This window comes from Chitinophaga horti, from assembly GCF_022867795.2.
Classification (GTDB): Bacteria; Bacteroidota; Bacteroidia; order Chitinophagales; family Chitinophagaceae; genus Chitinophaga; species Chitinophaga horti.
The window spans coordinates 4,916,742-4,942,590 of sequence record NZ_CP107006.1 but is presented as its reverse complement, the minus strand read 5'-3'; the positions used below and the strand labels follow the sequence as shown (position 1 = coordinate 4,942,590).

The 25,849-nt window shown below is 49.4% G+C and carries 26 protein-coding genes and 1 tRNA gene; 17 read left to right on the top strand and 10 right to left on the bottom strand.

Annotated elements, in window-relative coordinates; translation table 11 throughout:
- Positions 1-3: 3 nt before the first annotated feature.
- From MKQ68_RS19870 to MKQ68_RS19860, 3 genes are all read left to right on the top strand, one after another.
- On the top strand, positions 4-309 hold the full coding sequence (locus MKQ68_RS19870) for a hypothetical protein (protein WP_244842578.1): 306 nt from the start codon (positions 4-6) through the stop codon (positions 307-309).
- 37 nt (positions 310-346) lie between these two features.
- Positions 347-550, top strand: coding sequence for a KTSC domain-containing protein (locus MKQ68_RS19865; protein WP_349773792.1), 204 nt, complete (start codon positions 347-349; stop codon positions 548-550).
- A gap of 297 nt (positions 551-847) precedes the next feature.
- A complete protein-coding gene (locus tag MKQ68_RS19860) occupies positions 848-1,204 on the top strand; it encodes a hypothetical protein (RefSeq protein ID WP_244842576.1) in 357 nt (118 codons plus the stop codon).
- Here MKQ68_RS19860 and MKQ68_RS19855 read toward each other — a convergent pair.
- Positions 1,201-1,809: a dihydrofolate reductase family protein gene (locus MKQ68_RS19855; RefSeq protein WP_264280621.1), complete on the bottom strand. Its 609-nt coding sequence runs from the start codon at positions 1,807-1,809 to the stop codon at positions 1,201-1,203. The genes MKQ68_RS19860 and MKQ68_RS19855 overlap by 4 nt on opposite strands.
- A gap of 119 nt (positions 1,810-1,928) precedes the next feature.
- Between MKQ68_RS19855 and MKQ68_RS19850 the strand changes: the two genes are divergently transcribed.
- Both MKQ68_RS19850 and MKQ68_RS19845 read left to right on the top strand, forming a co-directional pair.
- Positions 1,929-2,912 (top strand): GlxA family transcriptional regulator, encoded by a 984-nt coding sequence (locus tag MKQ68_RS19850; protein WP_264280620.1) that lies wholly within the window; start codon positions 1,929-1,931, stop codon positions 2,910-2,912.
- A gap of 226 nt (positions 2,913-3,138) precedes the next feature.
- Entirely contained in the window at positions 3,139-3,384 is a 246-nt protein-coding gene (locus MKQ68_RS19845; protein ID WP_264280619.1) for a hypothetical protein, read from the top strand.
- Here MKQ68_RS19845 and MKQ68_RS19840 read toward each other — a convergent pair.
- On the bottom strand, positions 3,359-4,075 hold the full coding sequence (locus MKQ68_RS19840) for a hypothetical protein (RefSeq protein WP_264280618.1): 717 nt from the start codon (positions 4,073-4,075) through the stop codon (positions 3,359-3,361). The two genes, MKQ68_RS19845 and MKQ68_RS19840, sit on opposite strands and share 26 nt — an antisense overlap.
- A gap of 142 nt (positions 4,076-4,217) precedes the next feature.
- Here MKQ68_RS19840 and MKQ68_RS19835 point away from each other — a divergent pair, with 142 nt between their 5' ends.
- The 10 genes from MKQ68_RS19835 to MKQ68_RS19790 all read left to right on the top strand — a co-directional run bounded on the left by MKQ68_RS19835 (position 4,218) and on the right by MKQ68_RS19790 (position 14,674).
- Positions 4,218-5,072, top strand: coding sequence for an AraC family transcriptional regulator (locus MKQ68_RS19835; protein ID WP_264280617.1), 855 nt, complete (start codon positions 4,218-4,220; stop codon positions 5,070-5,072).
- 48 nt (positions 5,073-5,120) lie between these two features.
- Positions 5,121-6,014, top strand: coding sequence for an SMP-30/gluconolactonase/LRE family protein (locus MKQ68_RS19830; protein ID WP_244842567.1), 894 nt, complete (start codon positions 5,121-5,123; stop codon positions 6,012-6,014).
- A gap of 115 nt (positions 6,015-6,129) precedes the next feature.
- Complete coding sequence (locus MKQ68_RS19825) at positions 6,130-6,666, top strand: SUKH-4 family immunity protein (protein ID WP_264280616.1); 537 nt, start codon at positions 6,130-6,132, stop codon at positions 6,664-6,666.
- Positions 6,667-7,235: 569 nt separating this feature from the next.
- Positions 7,236-8,450, top strand: a complete 1,215-nt coding sequence (locus MKQ68_RS19820; protein WP_264280615.1) for a DUF1015 domain-containing protein — start codon at positions 7,236-7,238, stop codon at positions 8,448-8,450.
- 108 nt (positions 8,451-8,558) lie between these two features.
- Entirely contained in the window at positions 8,559-9,647 is a 1,089-nt protein-coding gene (locus tag MKQ68_RS19815) for a tetratricopeptide repeat protein (RefSeq protein ID WP_264280614.1), read from the top strand.
- 143 nt (positions 9,648-9,790) lie between these two features.
- A complete protein-coding gene (paaN, locus tag MKQ68_RS19810; protein ID WP_264280613.1) occupies positions 9,791-11,392 on the top strand; it encodes a phenylacetic acid degradation protein PaaN in 1,602 nt (533 codons plus the stop codon).
- A gap of 320 nt (positions 11,393-11,712) precedes the next feature.
- The gene (locus tag MKQ68_RS19805; protein WP_264280612.1) at positions 11,713-12,387 is read left to right on the top strand and encodes a YceI family protein; all 675 of its coding nucleotides are present in this window, start codon (positions 11,713-11,715) and stop codon (positions 12,385-12,387) included.
- A 68-nt stretch (positions 12,388-12,455) separates the two neighbouring features.
- A complete protein-coding gene (locus tag MKQ68_RS19800) occupies positions 12,456-12,743 on the top strand; it encodes a 2TM domain-containing protein (RefSeq protein WP_264280611.1) in 288 nt (95 codons plus the stop codon).
- Between the two features lie 66 nt (positions 12,744-12,809).
- The gene (locus MKQ68_RS19795) at positions 12,810-14,549 is read left to right on the top strand and encodes an AMP-dependent synthetase/ligase (RefSeq protein WP_264280610.1); all 1,740 of its coding nucleotides are present in this window, start codon (positions 12,810-12,812) and stop codon (positions 14,547-14,549) included.
- Positions 14,550-14,602: 53 nt separating this feature from the next.
- A tRNA-Arg gene (locus MKQ68_RS19790) sits at positions 14,603-14,674 on the top strand.
- Between the two features lie 230 nt (positions 14,675-14,904).
- Here the strand turns inward: MKQ68_RS19790 and MKQ68_RS19785 are convergent.
- The gene (locus MKQ68_RS19785) at positions 14,905-16,356 is read right to left on the bottom strand and encodes an ATP-binding protein (protein WP_264280609.1); all 1,452 of its coding nucleotides are present in this window, start codon (positions 16,354-16,356) and stop codon (positions 14,905-14,907) included.
- 472 nt (positions 16,357-16,828) lie between these two features.
- On the opposite strand from MKQ68_RS19785, the gene MKQ68_RS19780 reads away from it, so the two are divergent.
- On the top strand, positions 16,829-17,668 hold the full coding sequence (locus tag MKQ68_RS19780) for an SRPBCC family protein (RefSeq protein WP_264280608.1): 840 nt from the start codon (positions 16,829-16,831) through the stop codon (positions 17,666-17,668).
- 123 nt (positions 17,669-17,791) lie between these two features.
- Here MKQ68_RS19780 and MKQ68_RS19775 read toward each other — a convergent pair whose 3' ends face one another.
- From MKQ68_RS19775 to MKQ68_RS19745, 7 genes are all read right to left on the bottom strand, one after another.
- Positions 17,792-18,910, bottom strand: coding sequence for a TolC family protein (locus MKQ68_RS19775; protein ID WP_264280607.1), 1,119 nt, complete (start codon positions 18,908-18,910; stop codon positions 17,792-17,794).
- A gap of 8 nt (positions 18,911-18,918) precedes the next feature.
- Positions 18,919-19,224 (bottom strand): hypothetical protein, encoded by a 306-nt coding sequence (locus tag MKQ68_RS19770; RefSeq protein ID WP_264280606.1) that lies wholly within the window; start codon positions 19,222-19,224, stop codon positions 18,919-18,921.
- Complete coding sequence (locus tag MKQ68_RS19765) at positions 19,217-22,384, bottom strand: efflux RND transporter permease subunit (RefSeq protein WP_264280605.1); 3,168 nt, start codon at positions 22,382-22,384, stop codon at positions 19,217-19,219. Before MKQ68_RS19765 ends, MKQ68_RS19770 begins: the two co-directional genes overlap by 8 nt.
- 27 nt (positions 22,385-22,411) lie before the next feature.
- Positions 22,412-23,494, bottom strand: a complete 1,083-nt coding sequence (locus MKQ68_RS19760; protein ID WP_244842537.1) for an efflux RND transporter periplasmic adaptor subunit — start codon at positions 23,492-23,494, stop codon at positions 22,412-22,414.
- 83 nt (positions 23,495-23,577) lie between these two features.
- Positions 23,578-23,976: a hypothetical protein gene (locus MKQ68_RS19755; RefSeq protein ID WP_244842536.1), complete on the bottom strand. Its 399-nt coding sequence runs from the start codon at positions 23,974-23,976 to the stop codon at positions 23,578-23,580.
- 164 nt (positions 23,977-24,140) lie between these two features.
- Positions 24,141-24,581, bottom strand: coding sequence for a carboxymuconolactone decarboxylase family protein (locus MKQ68_RS19750; protein ID WP_244842535.1), 441 nt, complete (start codon positions 24,579-24,581; stop codon positions 24,141-24,143).
- An 80-nt stretch (positions 24,582-24,661) separates the two neighbouring features.
- On the bottom strand, positions 24,662-25,258 hold the full coding sequence (locus tag MKQ68_RS19745; RefSeq protein WP_264280604.1) for a Crp/Fnr family transcriptional regulator: 597 nt from the start codon (positions 25,256-25,258) through the stop codon (positions 24,662-24,664).
- 81 nt (positions 25,259-25,339) lie between these two features.
- Between MKQ68_RS19745 and MKQ68_RS19740 the strand changes: the two genes are divergently transcribed.
- A complete protein-coding gene (locus MKQ68_RS19740; RefSeq protein ID WP_244842533.1) occupies positions 25,340-25,831 on the top strand; it encodes a hypothetical protein in 492 nt (163 codons plus the stop codon).
- Positions 25,832-25,849 lie beyond the last annotated feature (18 nt).

Sequence of the window (25,849 nt, the reverse complement as noted above, 5' to 3'; positions counted from 1 at the left end):
CTTATGGAACAACCGTTACATTATGATACCGTGGTAAATGCTATCAACGCCCTCCGGCAGCAGGGCTTTACCATTGATTTTAACATCGAGGACGCCTGTATTGTGAACGGCAACAGCAAAATCGATATCAATGACATCGCCATCGTAGATGTATTTCGTTATGAGGGCAACAGCGACCCTTCCGACGAAGCAGCCGTGTACGCACTGGAAACCAAAGACGGTAAACGTGGCGTACTGGTAACAGGTTATGGCGCATCGGCTGTAGACGGCGCTGCTGCTGCACTGCTGTCGCAATTGCCGAGGAAGTAGCTGGCATTATTTTTCGGGTACCTATCCCGGAAAATATATGGTCATGCCGTCTACAGTCATTGCATCCATGAAATATGATCCCGCATCACTTACACTTAGAGTCGTTTATGTGTCGGGAATGGTGTACGATTACCACGATGTGCCGCCCGGGGTCTATGAGTCCATGCGCAGGGCTACCTCTAAGGGTCGATTCCTTAACAGGCACATCAAGGGGCATTATCCTTTCGAAAAAGTAGGGTAGATCAGTTGCAGTGGCCAAGCGCCATGTATATGATCACAAAAACGATGATGGTGCCGAAGCAACCGCCGCCTAATTTTTTAGCGCCATAACCTGCAATAAGGGCTCTCCAGAAATTGTTCATAAGATTAGCGTTTAGATTCCATGACACGAATAGTATGCCAAAGCATACTGTAGCGTTAACGCCTCCTGTGTTGTGCGTTTGTTAACTGCCCTCGTTTTTAATGATCCTGGCGGAAATTATCTTATCATTGCATCGCCTCCATTTAGCCCATCTACTCAGATTATTATCAAGTGCTTATGCATAACCTCGAAGATACGAAAGTGGGCATCAACATGTCCAATCTGGCCGCAAAGGATCCCATCACCCTTCAGTTACAAGATAATTATTTTCATGCCCTGCTAACCGAGCTGCGTTTGTTGCGCCGGGTACTGGAGCGGGAAGACCGCAGGCACCACTACACCATATCCATTGACGCGGTGCGGGATGGGGAGATGGCTGCTACGATGCAGAACCGTATTGCGGTTGAACGTGCACTGCGTAAACTGGAGCCCTGGGCCCGAAAGCAACTGGTAAATTTAGGCGCCCAAATGGTGCAGGACCTGCTCATCACGCTGGAAGATCGGGATAACCCGGCGGATGTTCGGGTGAACTAGGCGTTCCGGCGTGCTGCCGCCGAATACCTGAGCGTTAACTGGTGGGGTTTGTCAGCCGGCCGGTAAGTAAGCAAGACATTGCCAGAACGGAACATACGTGCCCGGGTAAGCGTGAGCTTGTACTGTTCGAGGAGGCCATTGAACAAAGTGTTGCCTTTACCCAGCACCACCGGGGATAAGGTCAGGCGAAATTCATCTATCAGGTGATGGGAAAGAAGGCTGGCGGCCAGTTGGGAGCTGCCAAGTATAGCCATGTCGCCACCGGGCAGGCTTTTAAGTCGCTGTAATATCTCCGCCGCAGACTCACGCACGAGTACTGCGTTTTTCCAATCCACGCTTTGCAGGCTGTTCGAAAACACGAGCTTCTGCAGGTTATTCATTTTGTGCGCTACCGTAGCGTCGCTGTGCTGTGAGTGCCAGGTAGGCCAGTAGCCTGCCATCAGCTCGTAGGTCACGCGGCCGAAAATGAGCGTGTCAACGCTATTCAGCAACTGTACCGCACACTTGTTAAATTGCTCGTCCACAATATGCCAGTCCAGCTCGTGCCCGGGCCCCTCAAAAAAGCCGTCCAGCGACACGGTGGCCTGGTAAATGATCCTTCTCATACATCGTTTTTTAAGTTCACATCCCATACAAATGTACGTTGGCAGGGCTTGCGGGCCGGGGTGCGTATGCGCCAATAAGAGGCGGTGTTTGCGACAAATATTTTTTCTATTTTTAGGATATGAAACATATCTCCATCATCATTCCACGCGGCCATTGCAGTCTCCCCAACATCGACGGAACGCACCAGATATTTGGTGAAGTAAACGGTTTTATGAAAGCAATGGGCAGAGAACCCCTGTTCAAGGTACAACTGGTGGGCCTGGCGCCCGAGGAAAGCCAACGTAACGGGCTGTACGTGATTCACCCCGATGTACTCATCAGCGACATCAAGAAAACGGACCTGGTCGTCATTCCCGCCATGCACGGCGAGCTGCAACAGGCGCTGGAGCAAAACCAGGAATTTGTTCCCTGGATAATCGACCAGTACCGCGGTGGTGCGGAAATCGCCAGCTTTTGCGTAGGGGCCTTCTTCCTGGCCTCCACAGGACTGGTAAATGGTAAACAATGCGCTACCCACTGGAAGCTCGCCAACGAGTTTCGTGCGATGTTCCCGGATGTAGTATTGGTAGATGATAAGATTATGACAGCTGAAGATGGTATATACACCAGCGGCGGCGCTTATTCATACCTGAACCTGCTGATGTACCTGGTGGAAAAGTATGCGGGCCGCGAAATGGCGATCCTGGCATCCAAAGCTTTCATGATAGACATCGATCGTAACAGTCAGTCGCCGTTTATCATGTTTGAAGGACAAAAGGCACATGATGATGAGGAAGTAAAAAAGGCGCAGGAATATATTGAGAAAAACTTTGAAGAACGTATTACGGTAGATCACCTGGCAGATATGCTTGCGATTGGCCGCCGCAGTTTTGAGCGACGGTTTAAGAAGGCCACCTGTAACACGGTAACGGAATATATCCAGCGGGTAAAGATAGAAGCTGCGAAAAAGAGCTTTGAAACCAGTCGTAAGAATATTAACGAGATTATGTATGATGTAGGCTATTCCGACGTAAAGGCGTTTCGCACCACTTTCCGGAAGATAACCGGGTTGTCGCCGCTCGCGTATCGTAACAAGTATAACAAAGAATTGATAGCTGTTTAAACGCAAGGGGCTGTATCAAAAGTAGTTGGATGGTCATGAATCGCGTAAACGAAAAATCGTTCCGTCAGGTACCCGAATAAGAACGGGTGTATTACTTTTGAGACAGCCCTCTGTCAGAATTGCCCCCGTTGATTGTCGTATACGACCATTTTACATGTCGGATCTTCACCGTAAGTTTGTACCACTGTTACCCCGTGAATAACCTGCAACCAGCAAATTGATGATTATGGTAGAAGTTTTTAAAACCAATGTGCACGATGAAGTACAGGCTGCCATGCTGCTGGGATGCATTCATGCCCGGTATGCCCATTACACGGCCAACTTCGACCTGGAAGATTGCGATCGCATCCTGCGTGTGAAGTGCGCCTCGGCACACATTCCTCCGCAGCCGCTGATCTCCCTGTTACAGGACCATGGCTTTGAGGCGAGCGTGCTGCCGGACGAGATTATCGCACCAGCCGCAGTAGTATAGAAAAAATCAGGCAAAGCAGTATAACCATTAATGCCCAGCCTGAGCGGCGTAAGGCATGTTGTGTATTACGCGCTTTAAATAACTGCCAGATCCCCCAGGCTGCAGCAGCTATCAAAGGGATTCCCGCAACGTACTGTACCACTTTGTTTTGAGAAAGATAAAAAGTAATGATAACCGTCAATGCTGCCAGCACTACTTGTATTGGGTAACGCTGCAGCAGGTTGTCTTTCTCTACGGTGGAAAAAGAACGTATCGCCTTCATCTTCGCTTCCAGTTCTCCAAAGTTTTCCAGCTCCGGCATTAACACAATCAGATCTGCCGTGGTGCGGCCCGCCACGATCAATAGCCCGTCCGGCTTTTGGTAAATGGCCGTGATGTCTGATAGCGGTATTTCCAGTGCGGGCATGCGTCCCTGCTCACGGGTAATGGACTGTCCCGTAAGTGAAATCGTGTATTGTTGCAGCACTTCGCGCAGCCGCCTGTCATTCCGCAACATGCCGTACAGCATTAAACCAAATAGTACAGGCACCACATACCACATAGGCGTAACCGTAAGCGCACCGGTAGTTACGTTCAGCGGCCCCATGACGATCAACGCGGAAAGAGCGAACAGGGTAATCACCAGCGACTTTCGCAGGCTTTTGCCGGTAAGTGTACGAATGCCTTGTTTCGATAATCGGTATTGTTCCATAGCTGGCCGCAAATTACGAAATACCGGTATCAAAGCACGGCCTATCGCCGGTGGCGTACGCCAGCTGACGAAATAAGACAGGTGCAACGGATATTTGAAAAAGTGTCATTTTAGCAAAGCATAAGTTTATTACATTTAGTGTATGAAGCGCGAAAGTATTTATGAGCCTTTTGAGGTGGTGTATAAAACGGTAGATGAATGCCCCAAAGGCGGCCATCAGCACCTGTTTTTTGAGCTGGTGTACGTGATTTCGGGTACGGGTGTGCAGTGTGTGAACAAGAACAGGTTTTCGTACCGGCCGGGGCACATGATGCTGCTCATCCCCGACGATTGTCACTCTTTTGATGTGGAAATGACGACGGAATTCTTCTTCCTGCGCTTCAACGATATCTATCTCAAGTCCGGCGCATTCGGCGCGGACGACATTCAACGCCTCGAGTATATTTTGCAAAATGCCAATCATGAACCGGGTTGCATACTAAAACATCAAACCGACAAGTTGCTGGTGCAGGCCATCGTAGCCGCTATTGCACGCGAACAGCAGCAGCCGGACCTTTACAATAAAGAAGTCGTACGGCAACTCGTGAATACACTTATCGTGATCGTAGCCCGCAACATTGCCCGTTATATGCCGCGACAGGTGACAGCCAACACCGACGAAAAAGCGCTCGATATTCTGAACTATATCCAGAACAATATTTATTATCCTGAAAAGATTCGTGCAGAAGCCGTGAGCAAACATTTCGGCATATCAGACAATTACCTCGGCAGGTATTTTAAGAAACATACCAGCGAGACGATGCAGCAATACATTACAAACTATCGCGTAAAGCTCATACAGGCAAGGCTTTTACACAGTGACATGCGCATCGTGGAAATAGCGGACGAACTTGGCTTTACGGATGAAAGCCACCTGAACAAGTTTTTCCGTAAGCAGGCGGGCGCCAGTCCTACGGTATTTCGCAAGCAGGGGCAGAAGATGGTGCAGGCATTGTAGTAAACATGTTCTTTTACTATCTTTCCGGAAATGCTTACCATGATGTCGATGAGCCAATTCCACGTTTGCTGTTTGTTGTTGATATTGGGGTGGACGGGCCGCCTGTCCGCACAAGACACCACTTCCCTCGTAGCACCGGGCGCAGTGCTGCAAAAAGTATCTTCCCGGTTTAAATTCACCGAAGGGCCGGCCGTTAACCGGAAAGGAGAAGTGTTTTTTACAGACCAGCCCAACGATCAGATCTGGAAATACGGTACGGACGGGCAGTTGTCGCTCTTTATGGAAAAGACCGGCCGCGCCAACGGGCTCTATTTCGATAAGAAGGGAAACCTTGTATCCTGCTCCGACGAACATAATGAGTTATGGTCTATTACCCCGGGCAAAAAAGTGACGGTGCTGATGAGCGATTACGCCGGAAAAAAACACAATGGCCCGAACGACTTGTGGATAGATGCCAGCGGCGGTATTTACTTCAGCGATCCTTACTACCAGCGCGACTACTGGACCCGTAAGTCGCCCGAGCTGGGCGCTCAAATGGTGTATTACCTGCCCAAAGGCCAAAAACAAGCCATCCCACTCGATACCCTGCAACAGCCGAACGGACTGGTAGGCACTCCCGACGGTAAATGGTTATACGTGTCCGACATTCGCGCCGGTAAAATATACCGCTACCGCATTGCCGGCAAAGGTAAACTGGCGGATAAAACCCTGTTCGCCAGCAATTCCACCGACGGCATGACGCTCGACAAGGCAGGCAACCTGTACCTCGCCGGCAATGGCGTTACCGTTTTCAACCGGGACGGACAAAAACTGATGAACATTCCCGTGCCCTCCCGCTGGGTGGGCAACGTTTGCTTCGGTGGCAAAAAGCGTGATATTTTGGTGATAACCGCCAGTGAATCATTGTATACGCTAAAAATGACAGCGAGAGGGGTAGAATAGGGCCTTAAAATTTTTCTCATTGATTCTTAATGGATTGCTCTGCTTCGCCGGACTATAATGATGTTAGTTGTTAATTAATTATTATATTTAGGTTAAGTTTAATGTGACCGTACCTATGCAATTGAGCAAAAACCTTTGGAAATCCTATACAGAGACCATCCATGCCTTCAGCGACGCCGAGCTTGCCCGTCCGGGTTTGTCGGCCGAGACTGTTCACTTTCTTACCGATTGTGGTTTGCCGGCGGATTGCCAGCCTTGCCTGGCCTTCGAAAAGTTTGTCGACAAGCGCATTTCCACCGTAAATGAAGTATTGGGTACCAGTGAAAAGGAGTTGGACAACTACCTGATGATCGGTACCAACGGTTCGGGTGCACCGGTGTGCATCGACCTGGCCAAAAAGAACGAGATCGTTTACCTGGATCACGATCAAAGCTTCGAGCGCGTGTTCATTAACGCCTCCATCTTACATTTCGCCCGCTGCCTTATGCACTACCAGGATTTTATGGCTGCCGAAAACGGCGGCCGCCGCTACACCGACGCCGAGCTGCAAAAGCTGAAAACCTGGTTACGCAAAACCGACAAACGCGCAATGGACGATGGCAGCTTCTGGACCGGCGAGCTGGAATACCTCGAGTGGGAGCGCGCGATATAACCACCTGATCCATATAAAATTACCCTGTCCGCGGCTTCGGCTGCGGACAGGGTTTGTTTTTTACATGCATCCTTCGTAGATCGTTGCGAGATCCTTTATGCATCCTTCGTATGTCCTTCGCATATCCTTCGCTTATCCTTCGTTCATTGTTCGTATTTATACGAACCATATACGAACCATATACGAAGGATGAACGAAGGATGAACGAACTATCCTCGAAGGATAGTACAGGGTTCTTTAGGGGATGATGCCCGGATGCCTGGCGGCACGGCCGGCCTCACCTTATCGCTCCACCGTCATCGCGACTGAAAGGAAGCGAACCTCCGCGTTAGTCTTCGCGGCAATAGGTCGGCAGCCATGAACTACTTGTACGAAGACCGCACACCAAGATGGCTTCACTTTGTTCGCCATGACGGAAAGGGGAAGCTGCTGCCGATAAGCGAAACTGCCGTACAAGAGAGTGACACAACGGGGGCTGAAGAGAGAAATGTTGCTGGTTCCCAACTTTTTAAAAGCAAGCGGGCATCATTTATGTTATTTTTATAGCACTTCACCAGAAACGACAAAATATGGCAGTAATTAAACCATTCCGCGCTTTGCGCCCCCAGCCGTCACTGGCAAAAGATGTTGCGTCGCGCCCCTACGACGTGCTTAGTTCAAGCGAGGCCGGAAATGAGGCGGCCGGCAATACCCGTTCGTTTTACCATGTTTCTAAATCAGAAATCGATTTGCCGGAGGCCACCGATGTACACAGCCCGGTGGTTTATGAAAAGGCTGCCGAAAACCTGCAGCGCCTGCAAAACGATGGTACGTTGTTCCAGGACCCGGCGCCCTGCTACTACATTTACAGGCTTGTAATGGACGGCCGCGCCCAAACAGGGTTGGTGTGCGTGTCATCCATAGCGGATTACGATAACGGCATCATTAAAAAGCACGAGTTTACCCGCCCCGAAAAGGAGAAGGACCGCATTGACCACATCACGGCTACCCGCGCGCAGACGGGTAACGTGTTCCTGGCGTACCAGGACGTGCCCGAGGTGAATGCGCTGGTAGACCATTGGGTAAACCAGCACGATCCCGTTTACGACTTTACCGCGGCAGACGGCATCACACACACCATTTGGGTGGTGGACGACGCTACTGCTGTGAACGATATTACCCGCCTTTTCGCGGAGAAAGTGCCCCATACCTACATCGCCGACGGTCACCATCGGGCGGCATCAGCGGCGTTGGTGCATAAAGCAAAAGGTATCGGCGATCATTTTCTGACCACCATCTTCCCGGCCAGTCAGCTCGCGATATTAGACTACAACCGCCTGGTGAAAGACCTGAATGGCCTCAGCAAAGAACAACTGATCTCGCAGCTGGAGTATGATTTTCTAGTGGAAGAAGTGGGGCATCATCCCCAAAAGCCATCGATGTTGCACGAGTTCAGCATGTACCTGGATAAAACCTGGTACCGGCTGGTAGCGCGGGAAGGTACCTATACGACCGACCCGATCGGCATCCTGGATGTGACGATCCTTCAAAATAATGTGCTGGATAAACTGCTCGGCATCAAAGACCCCCGCACCGACAAACGGATTGACTTCGTAGGCGGCATCCGCGGGTTGGAGGAACTGGTGAAAAGGGTAGACAGCGGCGAAATGGCGGCAGCCTTTGCCTTGTACCCGGTAACCATCCAGCAACTGTTCGATATCGCCGACAGCGGTAACGTAATGCCGCCTAAAAGTACCTGGTTTGAACCTAAACTGAGAGACGGTCTGCTTACACATACCATCTGAAACAGATAAATTCCTATCTTAACGGCGGGGAAGCGTTTGCTTTTCCGCCGTTACCGTCCTATCCCACCTGTATTTTTTTAGTTAATTTTACCAAAACGTTATTAGCACATGCAGTGGCAAAAGGCAGTAAGAATATGGATATTGATCATCGCCGGCGCGCTTCCCTTTACGCAGGCAAGCGCCCAGGACGCGACAGAACTGCATAATACCGCCAGGAATTTCATGCGCAGCGGCGACTACGCCAATGCGGTACTTGTATTGAACCAGGCCATTCAACAGGAGCCGGACAACTACGCTTTGCGTAAAGACCTGGCCTTCGCCTATTACCTGCGCAACGATTTTAATCGCGGCAAGGGCATAGTGGATCCCTTATTGGATAAGAAAGATGCGGATGCACAGGTATACCAGATCGCCGGTAATATTTACCAGGCGCGCGGCGACTTTGGCGGGGCAGAAAAGATTTATAAGAAAGGATTGAAGAAGTTTCCGAAAAGCGGCGAGTTGTACAACGATTTTGGCGAGCTGCTCATGAACCTGAAGAATGTGGACATGGCGATTAAACATTGGGTAAAGGGAATTGAAATGGACCCTAACTTTCCCGGTAACTATTATCACGCCGCCACTTCCCTCTACTACGCTAAAGATCCTACCTGGACCATCCTTTACGGCGAAACCTTCGTGAACCTCGAAAGTTACACCACCCGTACCGCCGAAGTGCGTAACCTGTTGGTGGATTCGTATAAAAAACTATTCGACGATCCGGCGATCTTTAACAACATCCCGGAAGATGTTCCGTCTAAATCCAGCAAGAAAAAAGACGAAAAAAGCGACCTGGATTTTGCGACGGCATTTCGTAAAACCATGGCCAAACACGTAAGTGTGGTGATGACGGGCATTGAGCCGGAAGGTCTGGTAATGTTACGTACCCGTTTTCTGCTGGACTGGTATAACTTTTACAGCCTGAAATACCCGTACGCCCTGTTCGACTTCCAGCGTAAACTGCTGCGGGAAGGACTGTTTGAGGCCTATAACCAATGGATATTCGGCCCGGTAAGCAACCAGTCGGATTACAAAGCCTGGACCAGCAGCCATAAACAAGAGTACGACGCGTTTGCGCAATACCAACGTAACAATCCGTTAAAGCTGCGCGGCGACGAATTTTATACCGATGCCAGCAAGCTCGGAATGGGCAAATAAAGATCTGGGAATGTTTGATATAGCAGCAGCCGGGGTAACACCCGGCTGTTGTGTTTTACTTGCATTTATTGCCTAACTTAGTTGTTATACCCGCATTACTATAAAATCCACGAATGAATATGCTTTTTGCAAAACACCAAAACATGTTAGACAACGCGGTAAAAGCCAGCCATGACCGCACCTTTTACGCGCAATACCCCGAGCATCCCAAGGCCTACGGAGAAGAGGCGCCCCAGTCGGGCGAAGTGGCCTTTAAAGCCATGTTAGGCCGTCCCTTTGACCGCCTGTTGCAGGATACTGACAACTGGCAGGGTGAGGAAGTGTCGCCTTACACCATGGAGCCGCTGGCCATCAGTTATCCGATCATTCCGCCGGATGCACTGGTAATGGCGGCGCAGTCTGCCGCAAAGGCCTGGGCGAAGCTGCCTGTTACAGAACGTGCCGCTATCCTTACGGAGTCGCTCGAAGCCATCAAACAACATTTTTTCGAGATCGCCTATGCGACTATGCACACGACCGGCCAAAGCTTTATGATGAGCTTTCAGGCGAGTGGTCCGCACGCAAACGATCGCGCGCTGGAAGCCATTGCGATGGGATATCGCGAGCTGCAACGTTACCCGGAGCAGCTTACCTGGGAAAAGCCGATGGGTAAGTCGAGCATTGTGCTGGACAAACAATTTAAGGCCATCCCGAAAGGCGTGGGCCTTGTGATTGGCTGTTCCACCTTCCCTGTATGGAACTCGTTGCCCGGCATTTATGCCGACCTCGTTACCGGCAATCCCGTACTGGTAAAGCCGCATCCGAGGGCCGTACTGCCGATTGCGATCGTGGTGGCGGCCATTCAGCAAGTATTGAAAGCGAATGGGCAGGATCCGCTGTTGTGCCAGCTGGCAGCCGATACCAGCGAACATTTGAATACAAAGGCCCTTTGCGAGCATCCGGACGTGGCGCTGATCGATTACACCGGCGGTTCTGCATTTGGTAATTATGTAGAGCAGCTGCCCGGTAAAACCGTGTTTACCGAAAAGGCCGGCGTTAACTCCGTGATCATCGATTCGGCGAAGGATATGGATGCCGTGGCGCAAAACCTGGCCTTCTCAGTAAGCCTTTACTCCGGCCAGATGTGTACGGCGCCGCAAAACTTTTTCATACCTGAACGCATATACGACGAAGTAGCTAACAAAGTGCGTGATGCAGTTGCTGCCCTCGTTTCCAATCCTAAGATGGGTGCAGGTACCCTGGGTGCGCTGCAAAGCGACGTTACCTTCAATCGCGCGCTGGATGCACGTTCGCTGGGCGCGGAAGTGTTACTGGGTGGGGCGCCTGTAACAAATGAAGAGTTTGCGAAAGCCCGCACCTGCTCACCGACTATTCTCGAAACTACCGCCGATGCACAGGAGGTTTACGGCCGCGAACTGTTCGGGCCGATCATCCTGCTGGTGCGTACGAAAGATACGGCGGAAAGCATTCGGCTTGCCCGGGAGATGGCCCGCAAACACGGCGCCATCACTTGCGCGGCCTACACTACAGATCCCGCCGTGCAGGCGGAGATCGCGGAGGAGATGAACAGCGTGTTCACCCCCGTATCGTTCAACTTTACCGGGTTTATTTGGGTGAACCAGCACGCGGCGTTCTCCGATTTTCATGTAACGGGCGGCAATCCCGCTGGCAACGCGAGTTTCACGAACCCCGAGTTTGTGTTAAGGCGTTTTGTATGGGTAGGCAACCGGGTGCAGGTGTCATAATGTGATTTGATCTGGGCGGCGGCGCAATGGGAGCGCCGTCGCATTGTCGCCGTTGCGTCGTTTCAGCTGGGGCACGGGCCAGTGATCGGTTTCATGAGTGCCGCTGCGTCGTGTCAGATGGGAAGCCATAGCCAGTGATTCGTTTCGTGAGTGCCGTTGCATCGTTTCAGCAGGGCAGCCGCAGGCGATGATTAGTTTCATGAGCCCATCGACGTCAACTTCCAGCAGCCGCCGTTGCGTCGCACTCTTCAGCGGTGGTTCGCTTTTGGCCTGTTTTTCGCTTTTGTGATCTTGTATTTCTTCACCATAAACGTGTATCCATGTTTAAACAGCTTACACTTTTAACTACAACTGTCGCCCTGTTCACCGCATCCTGCCAGCAGGCACCCAAGGCCGATAAGGCCCAGGTGACCGAGCCACAGGCCGTACAGGCAGAACCTCAGGGGCACGAATACCAATTAGATAAAGACGCCAGCCTGCTTACCTGGATAGGCACCAAGCCTACCGGCGAGCATAAAGGCGTGTTCAAGTTCTCTGCCGGCAGCGTGCATGCGAATGATAGCGCGGTAACTGCAGGCAGCCTCGAAATCGATATGAAAACCCTTCAAAACCTCGACCTGGTAAAGGATTCGGGCATGAAGAAAAAACTGGAGGCAGAACTCAACGGCCCCAACTTCTTTGATGTGGAAAAATATCCCACCGCGAAATTCGTGATCACAGAGATCAGCAGTTTTCACGCCGGTGCGCAGGATAAGGAAGTGTTGCTGAAAGACGCTACCCATCTTGTAAAGGGTAACCTCACCTTGAAAGACAGCACTAAGAATATCAGCTTTCCGGCCAAGATCGTGGTGAGCGCTGCAGAAGTAAATGCAGAAGCAAACTTCAACATCGACCGCACCCAATGGGGCATTACCTATCGTGCTGACCAATCATTGCAGGATAAACTGATCAATTCGATGGTGAACATCCGGCTGAATATCAAAGCAAAAAGATAGGCTTTCGTTTCCGTGAGAAATACCTTATATTTAGTTAAGCCTCTTAAACTTAATTAAACCTGTATTTCATGGAAACAACGCAGCAAAAAGACGAGCGCCTTTGGCGTATTGCCCGCAACCGGGCCGGCTTTAAATCACATCTGATCAGCTACCTCGTGATCAATGGTTTTTTGTGGGTGTTATGGTTCGTTACAGATAATGATAAATCCGGTACACCGTGGCCCATATGGCCTTGCCTCGGTTGGGGAATTGGTTTGGCCTTCGCCTATTTTAACGCCTACCACCGCGATCCTTTCGGCGATGCCGTAAATGAGTACGAAAAGCTGAAGGAAGAGCAGCAACGGCGTGGGTACTAGCCTTAGGGCAGTCCCTTTCACGCAATCATATACCAAATGCAGCAGCCCTCGAGATTATTCGACGTTATGGCGTACCAACTGGCCCGCTATCCTAAAACAGATATGCTGGCCCGCAAAGACGACGGTACCTGGAAACATTACAGTACGCAGGAAGTAGTAGACATCACCCGCCATTTCGCGGCGGGATTGCTAAGCCTCGGCCTTGGCGGAGAAAATAACCAGGTGAAGATCGCGGTGCTTTCGCCCAATCGTCCCGAATGGCTGCTTACCGACCTTGCCTGTCAGCAGTCCGGCGCAGTACTCGCCCCGATCTACCCGACCATCAGTGAATCCGAGCTTCAATTCGTATTGCATGATTCCGGTGCGCAGGCGGTATTTGTGAGTGACCGTCATATGCTCGAAAAGGTGCGGCTGATCCGCAGCGAACTGCCGCAACTGCGCGAAATATTCACCTACGATCGGGAAGAAGGTGCCCGCCATTGGTCGGAACTTCCCGCTATGGCAACACCGGAAACCCTGGCCAGCGTGGAGGCTATCAGTAAAGGCATTACCCCCGATCACCTATTGACCATCATTTATACTTCCGGCACTACGGGCACGCCTAAGGGCGTGATGCTCACCCATCGCAACGTGTTAAGCAATGTACTGGCCTGTATTCCTTACCTCCCCGTTTCGCCGGAAGCCCGTGCCCTGAGTTTTTTGCCGCTTAATCACATTTTCGAACGGATGGTGTCATATGTATACCTCACCGCCGGCGTATCTATCTATTACGCCGAAAGTATGGAAACCATCGCCGATAACCTCCGCGAAGTGAAGCCGGGCATCTTTACCACCGTGCCGCGGCTGCTGGAAAAAGTGTATGAAAAAATCATGGCAAAAGGACTGGAGCTTCGTGGCATCAAACGTGCGCTGTTCTTTTGGGCCGTAAACCTGGGCAAGGAGTATGAACTCAATCGTCCGCTGTCGTTCTGGTACAGGTTGCAACTCGCCATTGCCAACCGCCTTGTCTTCAGCAAATGGCGCGAAGCCCTTGGTGGCAATATTAAATGTATTGTAACAGGTGCCGCTGCCTGCCAGGTACGGCTCCTGAGGATATTTACCGCTGCCGGCATGCCCATCCTGGAAGGTTACGGTCTCACCGAAACATCACCCGTAATCGCCGTGAACCGCTTCGAAGCTGCGGACAGGATGTTCGGCACCGTTGGGCCGCTCATTACCGATATACAGGTACAAATCGCTCCTGATGGCGAAATCCTGTGTAAAGGCCCAAATGTGACCATCGGGTATTACAACCGTCCCGACCTTACCGCCGAAGCCATCCACGATGGCTGGTTCCACACCGGCGACATTGGCACGTTGGTGGACGGGCGTTTCCTGAAGATCACCGACCGCAAAAAAGAAATGTTCAAAACCAGCGGCGGCAAGTTCGTAGCCCCGCAACCCGTAGAGAACAAATTCAAGGAAAGTCCCTACATCGAGCAGATCATGGTCGTAGGAGCTGACCGTAAGTTTACTGCCGCTCTCATCGTTCCCAACTTCAAGAACCTCGAAGACTGGTGCCGCCGCCAGGGACTGGAGTTCGGCAGTCACGAGCAGGTGATCAAATATCATCCCGTGGTAGAGCTGTTCAAGCAGGCTGTAGACAAATACAACCAGTTCTTCAACCACATTGACCAGGTAAAGAAATTCCGCCTGCTGCCACAGGAATGGACCGTTGCCGGCGGCGAACTGACTCCCACGTTGAAATTGAAGCGCAGGGTGATCTCCGACAAGTATGCCGACGAGATCGAGCAGATCTATTCCTGAATTAATTTAGGTTTTCCCACGAAAACGTGTAAATTTGCACTCCCAATAATATTGGCCCCGTAGTTCAATGGATAGAATAGAAGTTTCCTAAACTTTAGATCCAAGTTCGATTCTTGGCGGGGCTACGAAGCGGGAAAGGTGGATGCCTTTCCCGTTTTTTTTATGATTTGCCACTAACTCGGTGCAGGCAAATAACAACAAGTCACAGGGGGACTTCTAAGACATTATTTGTCACGTTTTCGGACGGACTGTATTGGCTGCGTCTTTTTGGTAGTGACGGTTAGATAGTGTGGCCAGTGATTTAGATTAGTTAAAGGCATTGCGTTGAAGATCGTATACAGTATATTTAGATTTGTTATCTAAATAAATCATCCATTATTATTTGGCTTTGAACGATGTTTCGATAATAGTCATTGTTTTTCACACCATATGTGGTAATCATTGTTGGGAAGATCGAACTTCTGATTTTATTAGCAGATTTAAATATAAGAACCTTGTTCGTTAATTCTTCAGCATACTTTTTATCGATAGTAAATTCTGTCTGGCAAAATTTTACCTCACACAAGTTAATCACTTTGTCTTGGCGATCTATTAATAAGTCGATCTGCGTTCCTTTCACACCACCGGAGGGACTATGACGCCAGCTCGAAACGTTTGTAAGTACTTTCTCAATGCCTAATGCCTTTTTAATCTGCAAAACGTGTTTTTGACAGATTGATTCGAACGCAAGTCCACTCCAGGTGCTGTATGATGACGTCGTTGACTGCTGCAGCCAGGTGCCCGCTCCGCTCGACTTTGCATGCTCAATATACTTCAGATAAAATAATGAGTATTCGTCTGTCAATTTGAATAGGCTTTCTTTTTCAGTTTTATTAAAAGGAATGTACGACGAAATAAACCCCGACTCCTCCAGTTCCTTTAAAATTTTTGTCGCTGTTCCTCCTGAGCTAAGGTTACATTCTGTAATAATTTCGTTCCGGGTTAATCCTTTCCCTTTCTTAGCGAGCGCTCGTATGATATGCTCGTGATGATGCGAGTTCTTAAATAAGGATTGGTAAAGATTCTTAAATTCACCTTTGAGCATGCCATCCTTAGTGAAACACAATCTGTCAATTGCTTGCGCCACGCTCTCGCCTTTGTGGATGCCCTTTAGATATTGTGGTATGCCTCCAATTGCCATGTACAGTTGCAGCGTCAAATAGTGGTTAAGTTTAATACCCCTAGTTGACAAGTAGGTCATTGTTTCTGATAAAGAGAATGGGAGCAAGCGAATTTTTTGGGTTACCCGGTTATGCAGTCCTCCTTTATTATTAATTACATGATCAATCATCCACGATGCGGCAGAGCCACAAATAACGACTTTGATATTTGTTTTTTTTGATGCGTAGCTGTTCCACCAATGCTCAAATGCTTGAAGGAAGCCTGATTTTTGGGTATGAAGCCATGGGAATTCATCAAAAAATATTACCGCGGGCTTCTTTACAGGCAGTTCATTAAGAAATTGGCTGAGCATCTGAAATGCTTGTATCCAGTTTTCTGGTGTTGCTACTGGCAATTTGGCCTTCATTGCCGACTGTAGTGCAAAACCGAAATTTAATAACTGGTGCCGAAAGGCTGCCTCGTGAACACCAGTTAATTCGAAGGCGATTTTATCCTTAAAGTAGGTTCGAATAAGAAAGGTTTTTCCTACTCTTCGCCTTCCATATATAGCAATTAGTTCTGCCTCACCAGAACTAAGCTTTTCAGCTAAAATAGCCTGCTCTTGTATTCGCCCTACTAACATAGCACTATAATTATACTCAGCCAAAAGTATGTATTTTTTCGCGTTTTGGCCAAGTATATATTTTTAGACTTTGTTAAGCTTTAAAAAAGATCGCTGACAACTGGCTTCAAAGAGAAGCTTGTGAAATTCATCAAGAAGAACAAAAAGTGGTTTTCAATGGAGTATGCAAATTTAAGCCAACCTCTACGCTTGCGATATTCCACTATCGCCGAATTCTTCTCTGAAGATCTGAAGCTGCCTTTTAATAAATATCTCAAAAGTACCCCTGATTTCGCCGAGGATACAAGAAAAATTATGCTCGATTACCGTCAGATGCGTTATCCAGAACTTAATGAGGCTGTTTTTTTCTAATATGCTTATCCTAGCACCACTACGGGATAATTACTTGTGTAGACAGCACAGCAGGCAAAATCTTCTATATTTCGATAAACGGGTAGGATTTTTGCTGCTGAGGATCTTATAGCAATCTTGACACAATAAAAACACTAGAATCCATATGACCTCAACACCATTGATCGTAGAACGTACCTACAAAGCCCCCATCAACCGCGTATGGGAAGCGCTTACCAACAAGGATCAGATGAAAGCGTGGTACTTCGACATCGAAGACTTCAACCTGGAAAAAGGGCATCGCTTCCATTTTACCGGCGGCGATGAAAAGGAGCAATACCTGCATGAGTGTGAGGTACTCGAAGTGAATGCGCCCAATAAGTTGCGTCATAGCTGGACTTACCCTGAACATAATGACGGCTATTCCGTGGTGACTTTCGAGCTATTCGAAGAAGGCGCAGACAAAACGCGGGTGCAATTGCGGCACGAGGGGCTGGATAGCTTCCCGAAGGATCATCCTAACTTCGCAGTGGAAAGTTTCACGGAAGGTTGGAATTACATTCTCGGTGAGTCGCTTCTCAAGTTCGTGGAGGCAGAAACGATTCGAAAATCCATTTCCATCAATGCAAACCCGGAAGTGATATGGGATATCGTACTTCACCCGAATGACCAATGGGGCAAGGCGTTTGGAGGTGGTGCTTTTACTGAAACCACATGGGAGCCTGGTGCTAACGTCACCTGGACGGATGTAGATGGCAGCATTGGGGCTAAGGGTGTGGTGAAAGAGCATAGGGTACAACAATACCTGCAGGTGGATATGATCGAGGAAGATCCGCAAGCGATTGATCTTGGTTATTCGGAGCGATTCTCGTTGGAGAAGGGAGCGGATGGCGTAAATCAACTCACAATTGAAGCAGGGCCATTGCAGAAGAAATATATAGACGGGCATTCGGGGCCGTGGGATGAAGCGCTGAAGATTATGAAGGAATTATCGGAATCAAAATAAACAAAGGGGCTGACCAAAAAGTATTGGTCAGCCCTAATTTATTCGGGTGCCTTATGGAGACATGTCATCGTTTAAGCGATTCTCAAAGCCTTCATTTTATTTCTGATCAGCCCCTCATCCAATCTACTTCCAACCTCCGCCTAAATCTCTATACACATTCACTAACGCATTTAACTGCGCTTTTTTCGTTTCTATCAATTCCAGCTTTGCTTCCAGCGCATCCCGCTGGGTCATTAATACTTCTAAGTAATCGGCCCGCGCGTTTTTGAACAAATCGTTCGAGATGTCGATCGACTTTGTCAATGCATCTACCTGCTGCGATTTTAATTCATAACTGTGAGCCAGGTTGTCGATGTTAGACAGCTGCGTGGATACTTCCAGCACGGCATTCAGGATGGTGCGCTCGTAGTTGTATAACGATTGAACCTGTCTCGCATTAGCGCTCGCAAATTCAGCTTGTATTGCGTTGCGGTTGATCAATGGACCGGCAAGGTCGGCTGCCAATGAATACAACAATGACTCCGGAAGTTTTACCAAATACGTCGGATTAAACGCCTGCAAGCCCACGCCCGCCGAAATGCCGAAGGATGGATAAAACTCTGCACGGGCCACCTTCACGTCCAGTTTGGCTGCTGCCAGTTCGAGTTCGGCCTGTTTAATATCAGGGCGATTTACCAACAGTTGCGAAGGAACGCCAGCCTGCACCATAGACGGCAGCACTTCCAGGAAGGCGGCGGTGCTGCGGACAATAGGCTGCGGGTACCGGCCGATCAACAGGTTGATGCGATTTTCAGTTTCTTTAATTTGCTGCAGGATGTCGTATTCCAGGCTTTGTGATTTCAACACTTCCGCCTGGAACTTCTGTACGGCCAGCTCCGTAACCCTGGTGGCTTCTTTCTGTACTTTCACTACTTCCAGCGCGTTCTTCTGCAAAGCAATGTTCTGCTTTACGATGGCGAGTTGGTTGTCCAGTGCGAGCAGCTCGTAGTATGAGTTGGCAATCTCCGCTACGAGGTTGGTGAGCACGAAGTTTCTGCCCTCTACGGTGGATAAGTAGCGGGTAATGGCTGCCTTTTTCGAGTTGCGCAGTTTCTTCCAGATATCTACTTCCCAATTGGCGTAAGCCGCTACGGCAAAGTCTCCCAACGGGTCAGGCATTTCTTTGCCGGGTTTTATTTCGGTAGTGGCGTCGCCTGCACCCTGGCTGGTGTACCGGCCTGCTTTTTCTACGCCTGCACCCACTTTAACGCCTACGCCAGGCAGGATAGCGGCTTTTTTAAGCGTACTTCGTTCCGCGATATTACGATTTCCTGCAGGGTGATCTGCAACTCCTGGTTATGTACCAGTGCGGTGTCGATAAGGTTGGCGAGATCTCTATCTGTAAAGAACTGGCGCCATTGGATACTGGCGATGTTGCTGGTGTCTCCGCTGCCCGCAAACGTGTCCGGGGCAGACTTGTCTTCCGTTCGTGCATCCACCGCCGGCACCCTGCAGCTGGTGGCTGCCAGGCAAATACCGAGCAGTCCGGCGCAGGTATATGTTTTCAATCTAAACATGGTGATCGATTTCTTCTGTTAAGGGATCTTCTACTTCTATTTTGGTCAGCCGGTGGCGCTCCGCGATTTTCCCGAAAATGTAATACAGTCCGGGGATGATGAGTACGCCGAACACGGTACCGAATAACATGCCGCCCGCAGCCGCCGTGCCAATGGTGCGGTTGCCCAATGCACCCGGACCGCTTGCAAATACCAACGGTATCAAACCGGCGATAAATGCGAAGGAGGTCATCAGGATGGGGCGAAACCTTACGCGCGATCCAGCCATGGCAGCCTGGTATACGCTGAAGCCTTCGCGGTGCTTCTGTACGGCAAATTCCACGATCAATACTGCATTTTTACCCAGTAAGCCTATCAACATCACCATCGCTACCTGTGCATAAATGTTATTCTCTAATCCCATCAGCTTCAACAGAAGGAATGCGCCGAAAATACCAGTCGGTAATGACAAGATAACGGCCAACGGCAGAATGAAGCTTTCGTATTGGGCAGCCAGTATCAGGTAAACAAAACCTAAACAAATCAGGAAGATGTAGATTGCCTGGTTGCCCTGCGCCACTTCATCCTTGGAAATACCTGCCCAGTCGATGCCGAAGCCTCTCGGTAATGTTTTTGCGGCCACTTCGTTGATCACCCGGATCGCCTCGCCGGAGCTGTAGCCGGGAGCGGCAGATCCGCTGATCTCAGATGCGTTGTACATGTTGTAGCGCGTGATTTCTGACAGGCCATACACTTTGTCCATCTTCATAAAAGTGGAGAAGGGCACCATTTCGTCCTTGTCGTTTTTCACATACAGCTTAAGTATATCCTCCGGAGAAGATCTGTACTGCGCTGCAGCTTGTATGATCACTTTATATTGTCTGTCGAATTTGATAAAACTGATCTCATAGTTACTACCTACGAGCGTAGACAACGTGTTCATCGCATTCTCAATGCTCACGCCTTTCTGTTGCGCGATGTCATTGTCCACGCGCAGCATATATTGCGGAAAGCTGGCGCTGTAGAAGCTGAACAGCGAAGTGAGTTCTTTGTGTTTACGTAGCTCGGCTACAAATTCTTTGCTCACCGTCTCCATTTTTTTATAGTCGCCGGAACCGGCTTTGTCGAGCAGCCGCAGCTCAAAACCACCGGCAGCGCCGTATCCTGGCACAGCAGGTGGCAGGAAGTACTCGATGGTAGCGCCGGTAATATCCTTCGCTTTTTCTTCGAGTTCGTCCATAATCTCCTGCACCGAATGTTTTCGATCGCTCCAGTTTTTAAGGTTGATGAGACAGGTGCCTGAATTCGCACCGGTACCTTCTGTAAGGATTTCGTAACCCGCCAGTGCGGAAACAGACTGAATACCGTCAATACTTTCCGCGATTTTCTGAAGCTTTTCTGCTACTTCGTTTGTGCGTTCAAGTGAAGAACCCGGAGGTGTTTGGATGATTGCGTAAAACATGCCCTGGTCTTCATTCGGGATAAAACCGGATGGCACTTGGCCATGCAGGGACCAGGTGCCGGCGCAAAACGCTACCAATATCAGAAAGGTCACTAATCTGCGGTTAACGATCCTGCCGAGTAAGCCTTCGTAACGATTAGCCGTACGGTTAAACAGGTTGTTAAACGCGTCGAGGAACTTATCAACCGGCGATTTCTTCTTCTTTTTACCATGATTATTTTTCAGGATCATGGCGCAAAGTGCAGGCGTTAGCGTTAATGCCACAATGCCCGACAGGATGATCGCTGTGGCCATAGTAATTGCGAACTGCCTGTAAAACATGCCCACCGGTCCGGACATGAACGCCACGGGAATAAACACAGCCGCCATCAGAAATGTAATGGCAATAATGGCCCCGCTGATCTCGTGCATGGCCCGTTGCGTGGCTTTTAGCACAGATAGATGTTCTTCTTCCATTTTGGCATGCACGGCTTCTATCACCACGATCGCATCATCTACGACCACCCCAATCGCCAGTACCAGCGCAAATAACGTAATAAGGTTAAGAGTGATGCCGAAGTATTGCATGAAAAAGAACGTACCAACGAGTGATACAGGTACCGCCATCGCAGGGATGAGCGTTGATCGCCAGTCGCCGAGGAACAGGAATACGACAAGCCCTACGAGGATAAATGCTTCCAACAGCGTGTGTAACACCTTTTCGATAGAAGCATCCAGGAACTTCGATACGTCATAACTGATCTCGTAATTCATCCCTTTAGGAAAGGACGTGCCCTTGATCTCTTTCATACGTGCCTTTACATTCTCGATCACCTGGCTGGCATTACTGCCGTACGACTGTTTCAACACGATCGCTGCAGATGGTTTGCCATTCAGGTTAGAGTAAATGTCGTACATCGAACTGCCGAACTCGACTTCTGCTACGTCCTTCAGTCGTAAAATCTCACCGTTCGGGCTGGAGCGCAGGATCACGTCCTCATATCCGTCTTTAGTGGTAAAACGGCCAGTGTACTTCAGTACATATTCGAATGCCTGCGACCTTTTACCGGAGCTTTCGCCGGTTTTACCCGGAGAGGCTTCGAGGCTTTGTGAGCTGAGTGCTGCCATAACTTCCTCTGCGGAAATCTTGTAAGCGAGCATCCTGTCAGGCTTCAGCCAGATGCGCATGGCATATTCGCGGTTGCCGAGAATGTCGGCATAACCAACGCCGTCCACCCTTTTTAATTCAGGCAGGATGTTGATATCTGCAAAGTTGAACAGGAACTTCTGGTCCGCATTCGGATCGGTGCTGTACAGGTTAATGTACATGAGCATGTTCGATTCCTCGCGGCTTACTTTTACACCTTCGCGTACGACCAGTGGTGGCAGTTTGTTTACTACGGATGCCACCCTGTTTTGCACATTCAATGCTGCCTGGTTGGGATCAGTCCCAAGGTTGAACACCACCTGTATAGTGGCTTCGCCGTCGTTACCGGCATCCGACTGCATATATTTCATGCCGGGTACGCCGTTGAGCGCACGTTCCAGTGGAATGAGCACCGACTTTACCATCAGCTCGCCGTTGGCGCCGGGATAGGCGGCCGTGACGTTCACTTTCGGTGGAGAGATGGAAGGGAATTGCGTTACGGGCAGCTGGATAATGGCCAGCACCCCCAGGAAAACGATGATGAGCGAGATCACGATCGATAAGACCGGCCGCTGTATGAATTTATTAAACATTGGATCTTCTCTGTTAAAGTTGAGCTACTATTCCGCTTTCAGTCGCAAATGCGCCATCACTTCTTCCGGTTTCTCGTATTCGTACTCGATCTTATCGCCGTCCTTCACTTTTTGAACGCCTTCGAGTAATATTTTGTCGCCGTCCTGCAAGCCGCTCTGCACCACGTACAGGTCCGGCAGTTCGCCGGTGATAGTGATGTTACGCGACCGGGCCACATTGTTTTTATCGATCACGAAAACGTAGATCTTATCCTGGATTTCGTAGGTCGCTTTTTGCGGGATGATCATCGCATGTTTTAACGGCATGGTCATTTGTACTTTACCGGTTTCGCCGTGCCTCAATAACTTCTCCGGGTTCGGGAAACGCGCGCGGAAGGCGATGTTGCCGGTCTCGCTGTCAAACTCGCTTTCAATTGTTTCTACTTCACCTTTGTAAGGAAGCGGGTGATTGTTGGCAAGCAGCAGGTTTACTTTCGTGTTACCGCGATCTTTGATGTTGGTTTGATAATCGAGGTATTCGGGTTCAGACACGTTGAAGTAGGCAAACATCTGGCTGTTGTCGGAAAGGCTGGTGAGCAGCTCTCCTTCGTCAATCAGGCTTCCCAGCTTCAGCGGAATGCGGTCGATGGTACCATCAAAAGGGGCGCGTATCTCGGTAAAGGATAAATGCAGTTTCGCGAGCGCCATTTCCGCTCTTGCCTGGTCCAGCTTGGCCTGTGCCATTGCCTGTTCGTTCTTCGACACTACATTTTTGTCTACCAGCGCTTTGGTGTTTTGTAATTCGATTTCCGCGGCGTTTGTTTCGGCCTGGGCTTTCTGCAATTCGGCTTCATACAGTTTGGGCATGATGCGGAAAAGCAATTGTCCGGCCTTTACGTACTGACCTTCATCCACGTAAATGTGTTCGAGAAAGCCTTTTTCCTGTGCGCGTATTTCAATGTTGCGTACGGAACGGATCTGCGATACATATTCTTTCGTAAAGCAGGTGTCTAACCGCAATGGGCTGGTAACGGCGTATTTGCCGGTTTCTTCTTTTGTTTCTTTTTTTGATACGCAGCTTACCTGGGTCAATAATGCCAGCAAGCCGGTAAACATGACAATTCTATTCATGATGTGATTGGATATTGAGCAGTTGGATGGCCCGCACGCAAACGGTGCAGGGTATAGCATTGGGATGCGCAGTCGCGTCAGGATCAGAGGCGCAATACGCGCTGCGTGATGTATTTATCAGAAAGGAGGCTGAAAAAGGGCCAGTGGGCTTTAAGTCGTTGTTGGGGACTGGCGGTCACAAACAAGCCAGCAAGCATCAGGTAGATGCAGGCCAGCAGGCGATATTTACGGGCAAGGTTCGATCCGGTTTCTTCATCCTCTACGCTTTCGTTTTCCAGGTAATTGTCAGTTTGGGCTGGCCTGGTTTCGCTTAAGGTGGACTTATGTTCCTGCCGGGTATTGAATTTTTGTTGAAACGATTTGTCGATGTTATCGGCGATGGCATAGCGGCTCGGGTGGTCACCTTTATGAATGTAGTTATACCCTCCAAGCAGGAGGTAGCACATGCACATCAAAAAGATCACTACTTTCATCGTGGCCAAAAATAGGAACTTTTAAAACCGGTAGATGCGCTTGCAGGCGCGCCGATGGCAGATATAATCAGATTTTAATTTCCAGGGGCTTTTTTGCGGGCGGATTTTAATTGAATTTTAATTTGGGGTAATATCCGGTACAGGCGATGGGTGCGCCTATACCGGACGAGTGGCTATTTTGCTACGGGCAGTTGCGTGCTGATCGCGATCCTGTTCCAGGCATTGATGGCTACAATGGCCATGATGATCTGTGCAAGCACCTCTTCAGAAAAGAACTTTCCTGCCAGTTCATAAGTGCCGGTAGTTAAGCCGTGTTGGTGAATCAGGGTAACTTCTTCCGTAACCGCCAGCAGTGCTTTCTCCTCCTCTGTGAACAAGTCTGTTTCCCGCCATGCATTCAGCAGGAAGATGCGTTGTGTTGTTTCGCCATACTTCAGGGCATCTTTCGTATGCATGTCAATACAAAAGGCGCAACCATTGATCTGGGAGGCTCTTATTTTGATGAGTTCTTTCTGAATTTTGGTTAACTCGCTGCTGGCCAAAGCGCCTTCCAGTCCGAACATGGCTTTGTAAGCCGCAGGGTGCGCATGCTGAATATTTAATCTCTTTTCCATTTGTGTATGTTTTTGAATTTGTTATTAATCATTGACTACACAAAGATGAAACTAATGGCCACCAAAAAACTTAAGCTGGTTTAAGAAAGCGATTTGCCGCCGTTTTTAGCCAGTTTCTTTCTTAATTCGCTGAGGTACTCAGGTGTAAATCCCAGGAAAGATGCGAGTATTTTTTGGGGGATGCGTTGCGCGAACTCCGGGTAGGAATTGGCGAAATGGAGGTAGAATTGTTCTTTAGGCATATTAACCAGGTACTTTACCCTGAACAGCGAAGCCGTGTAAGCGCGCTCGTAAATCAGTCTGAAATATCGTTCCATGGCCGGGTGGGCAAGTAATACCGCTTCCATAGAAGGCTTGTCGATCGCCATTACCTCCGTTTTTTCGAGGGCCTGCACCGAAAATGCGGCAATGCGCCCTTTGTTGAAGGCATCTATATCCGTCATCCACCAGTTTTCCAGTGCGAATTGTATAGTTTGTTCGTTCCCGTTATCTGTTAAAAAATACATGCGCAGGCAGCCTTTGACAACGAAAAACTGCCGGTGGCAATGCTGACCTTCCTGCACGAGATATGCTTTCTTCTTAAACTCAACCGGTTCGAAATAGGACGCTATGTCCGCAAAGGCTTCGCGGCTGATGTGAACATGTTTGTTGACGTGCTGATAAAGGGCTTCCCACATGGGGGGTAAATTACGAAAAGCGAATGGTTTCAAACTCGCCGGGTATTTATTATATTGTGTTAACCATTAAAACCCTGCCCCTTGGAAAAATTTGAAAAAACGCCTTCTCAAGTTGCAGCGCTGCTCGAACGCTGGTTTCACAAGTATGTAGCAGAGGGAAGGGAGCCCGAGAACTTTGGTTTATTTACCGGTCTTCCCGCGGAAGTACAACAACAGCTGATAAGCCTGATGGCGTTACCTGTAAGGGAAATTCCCGTGTTCGTGCTAACGGTCACTGCAGATCGGTTTGTTGTAAATACGACGGAAAGGTTCCTGCTTATCGCCGATGCCGCTGTTGAATCGCTGGCTTACACTGATTTTCACAGTCATAGCGGATACCTGCACTTGTCACCTTCCGAGGAGGGTGAACATCATGTTAAAGCAGAGGGGCGCCAGCAGGATTTTAAGATGCTTAAGAACGACGGAACCGCTGTAATATGGAGTATTGCTACCGGCCGTGCGGGCTTTAAGTTCTGGAATGTTACCAAGAAATGTGACATTATTGGCCGTAAATATATCATCCGGGAAGATTAAGTAGGGTTATCTTTATTC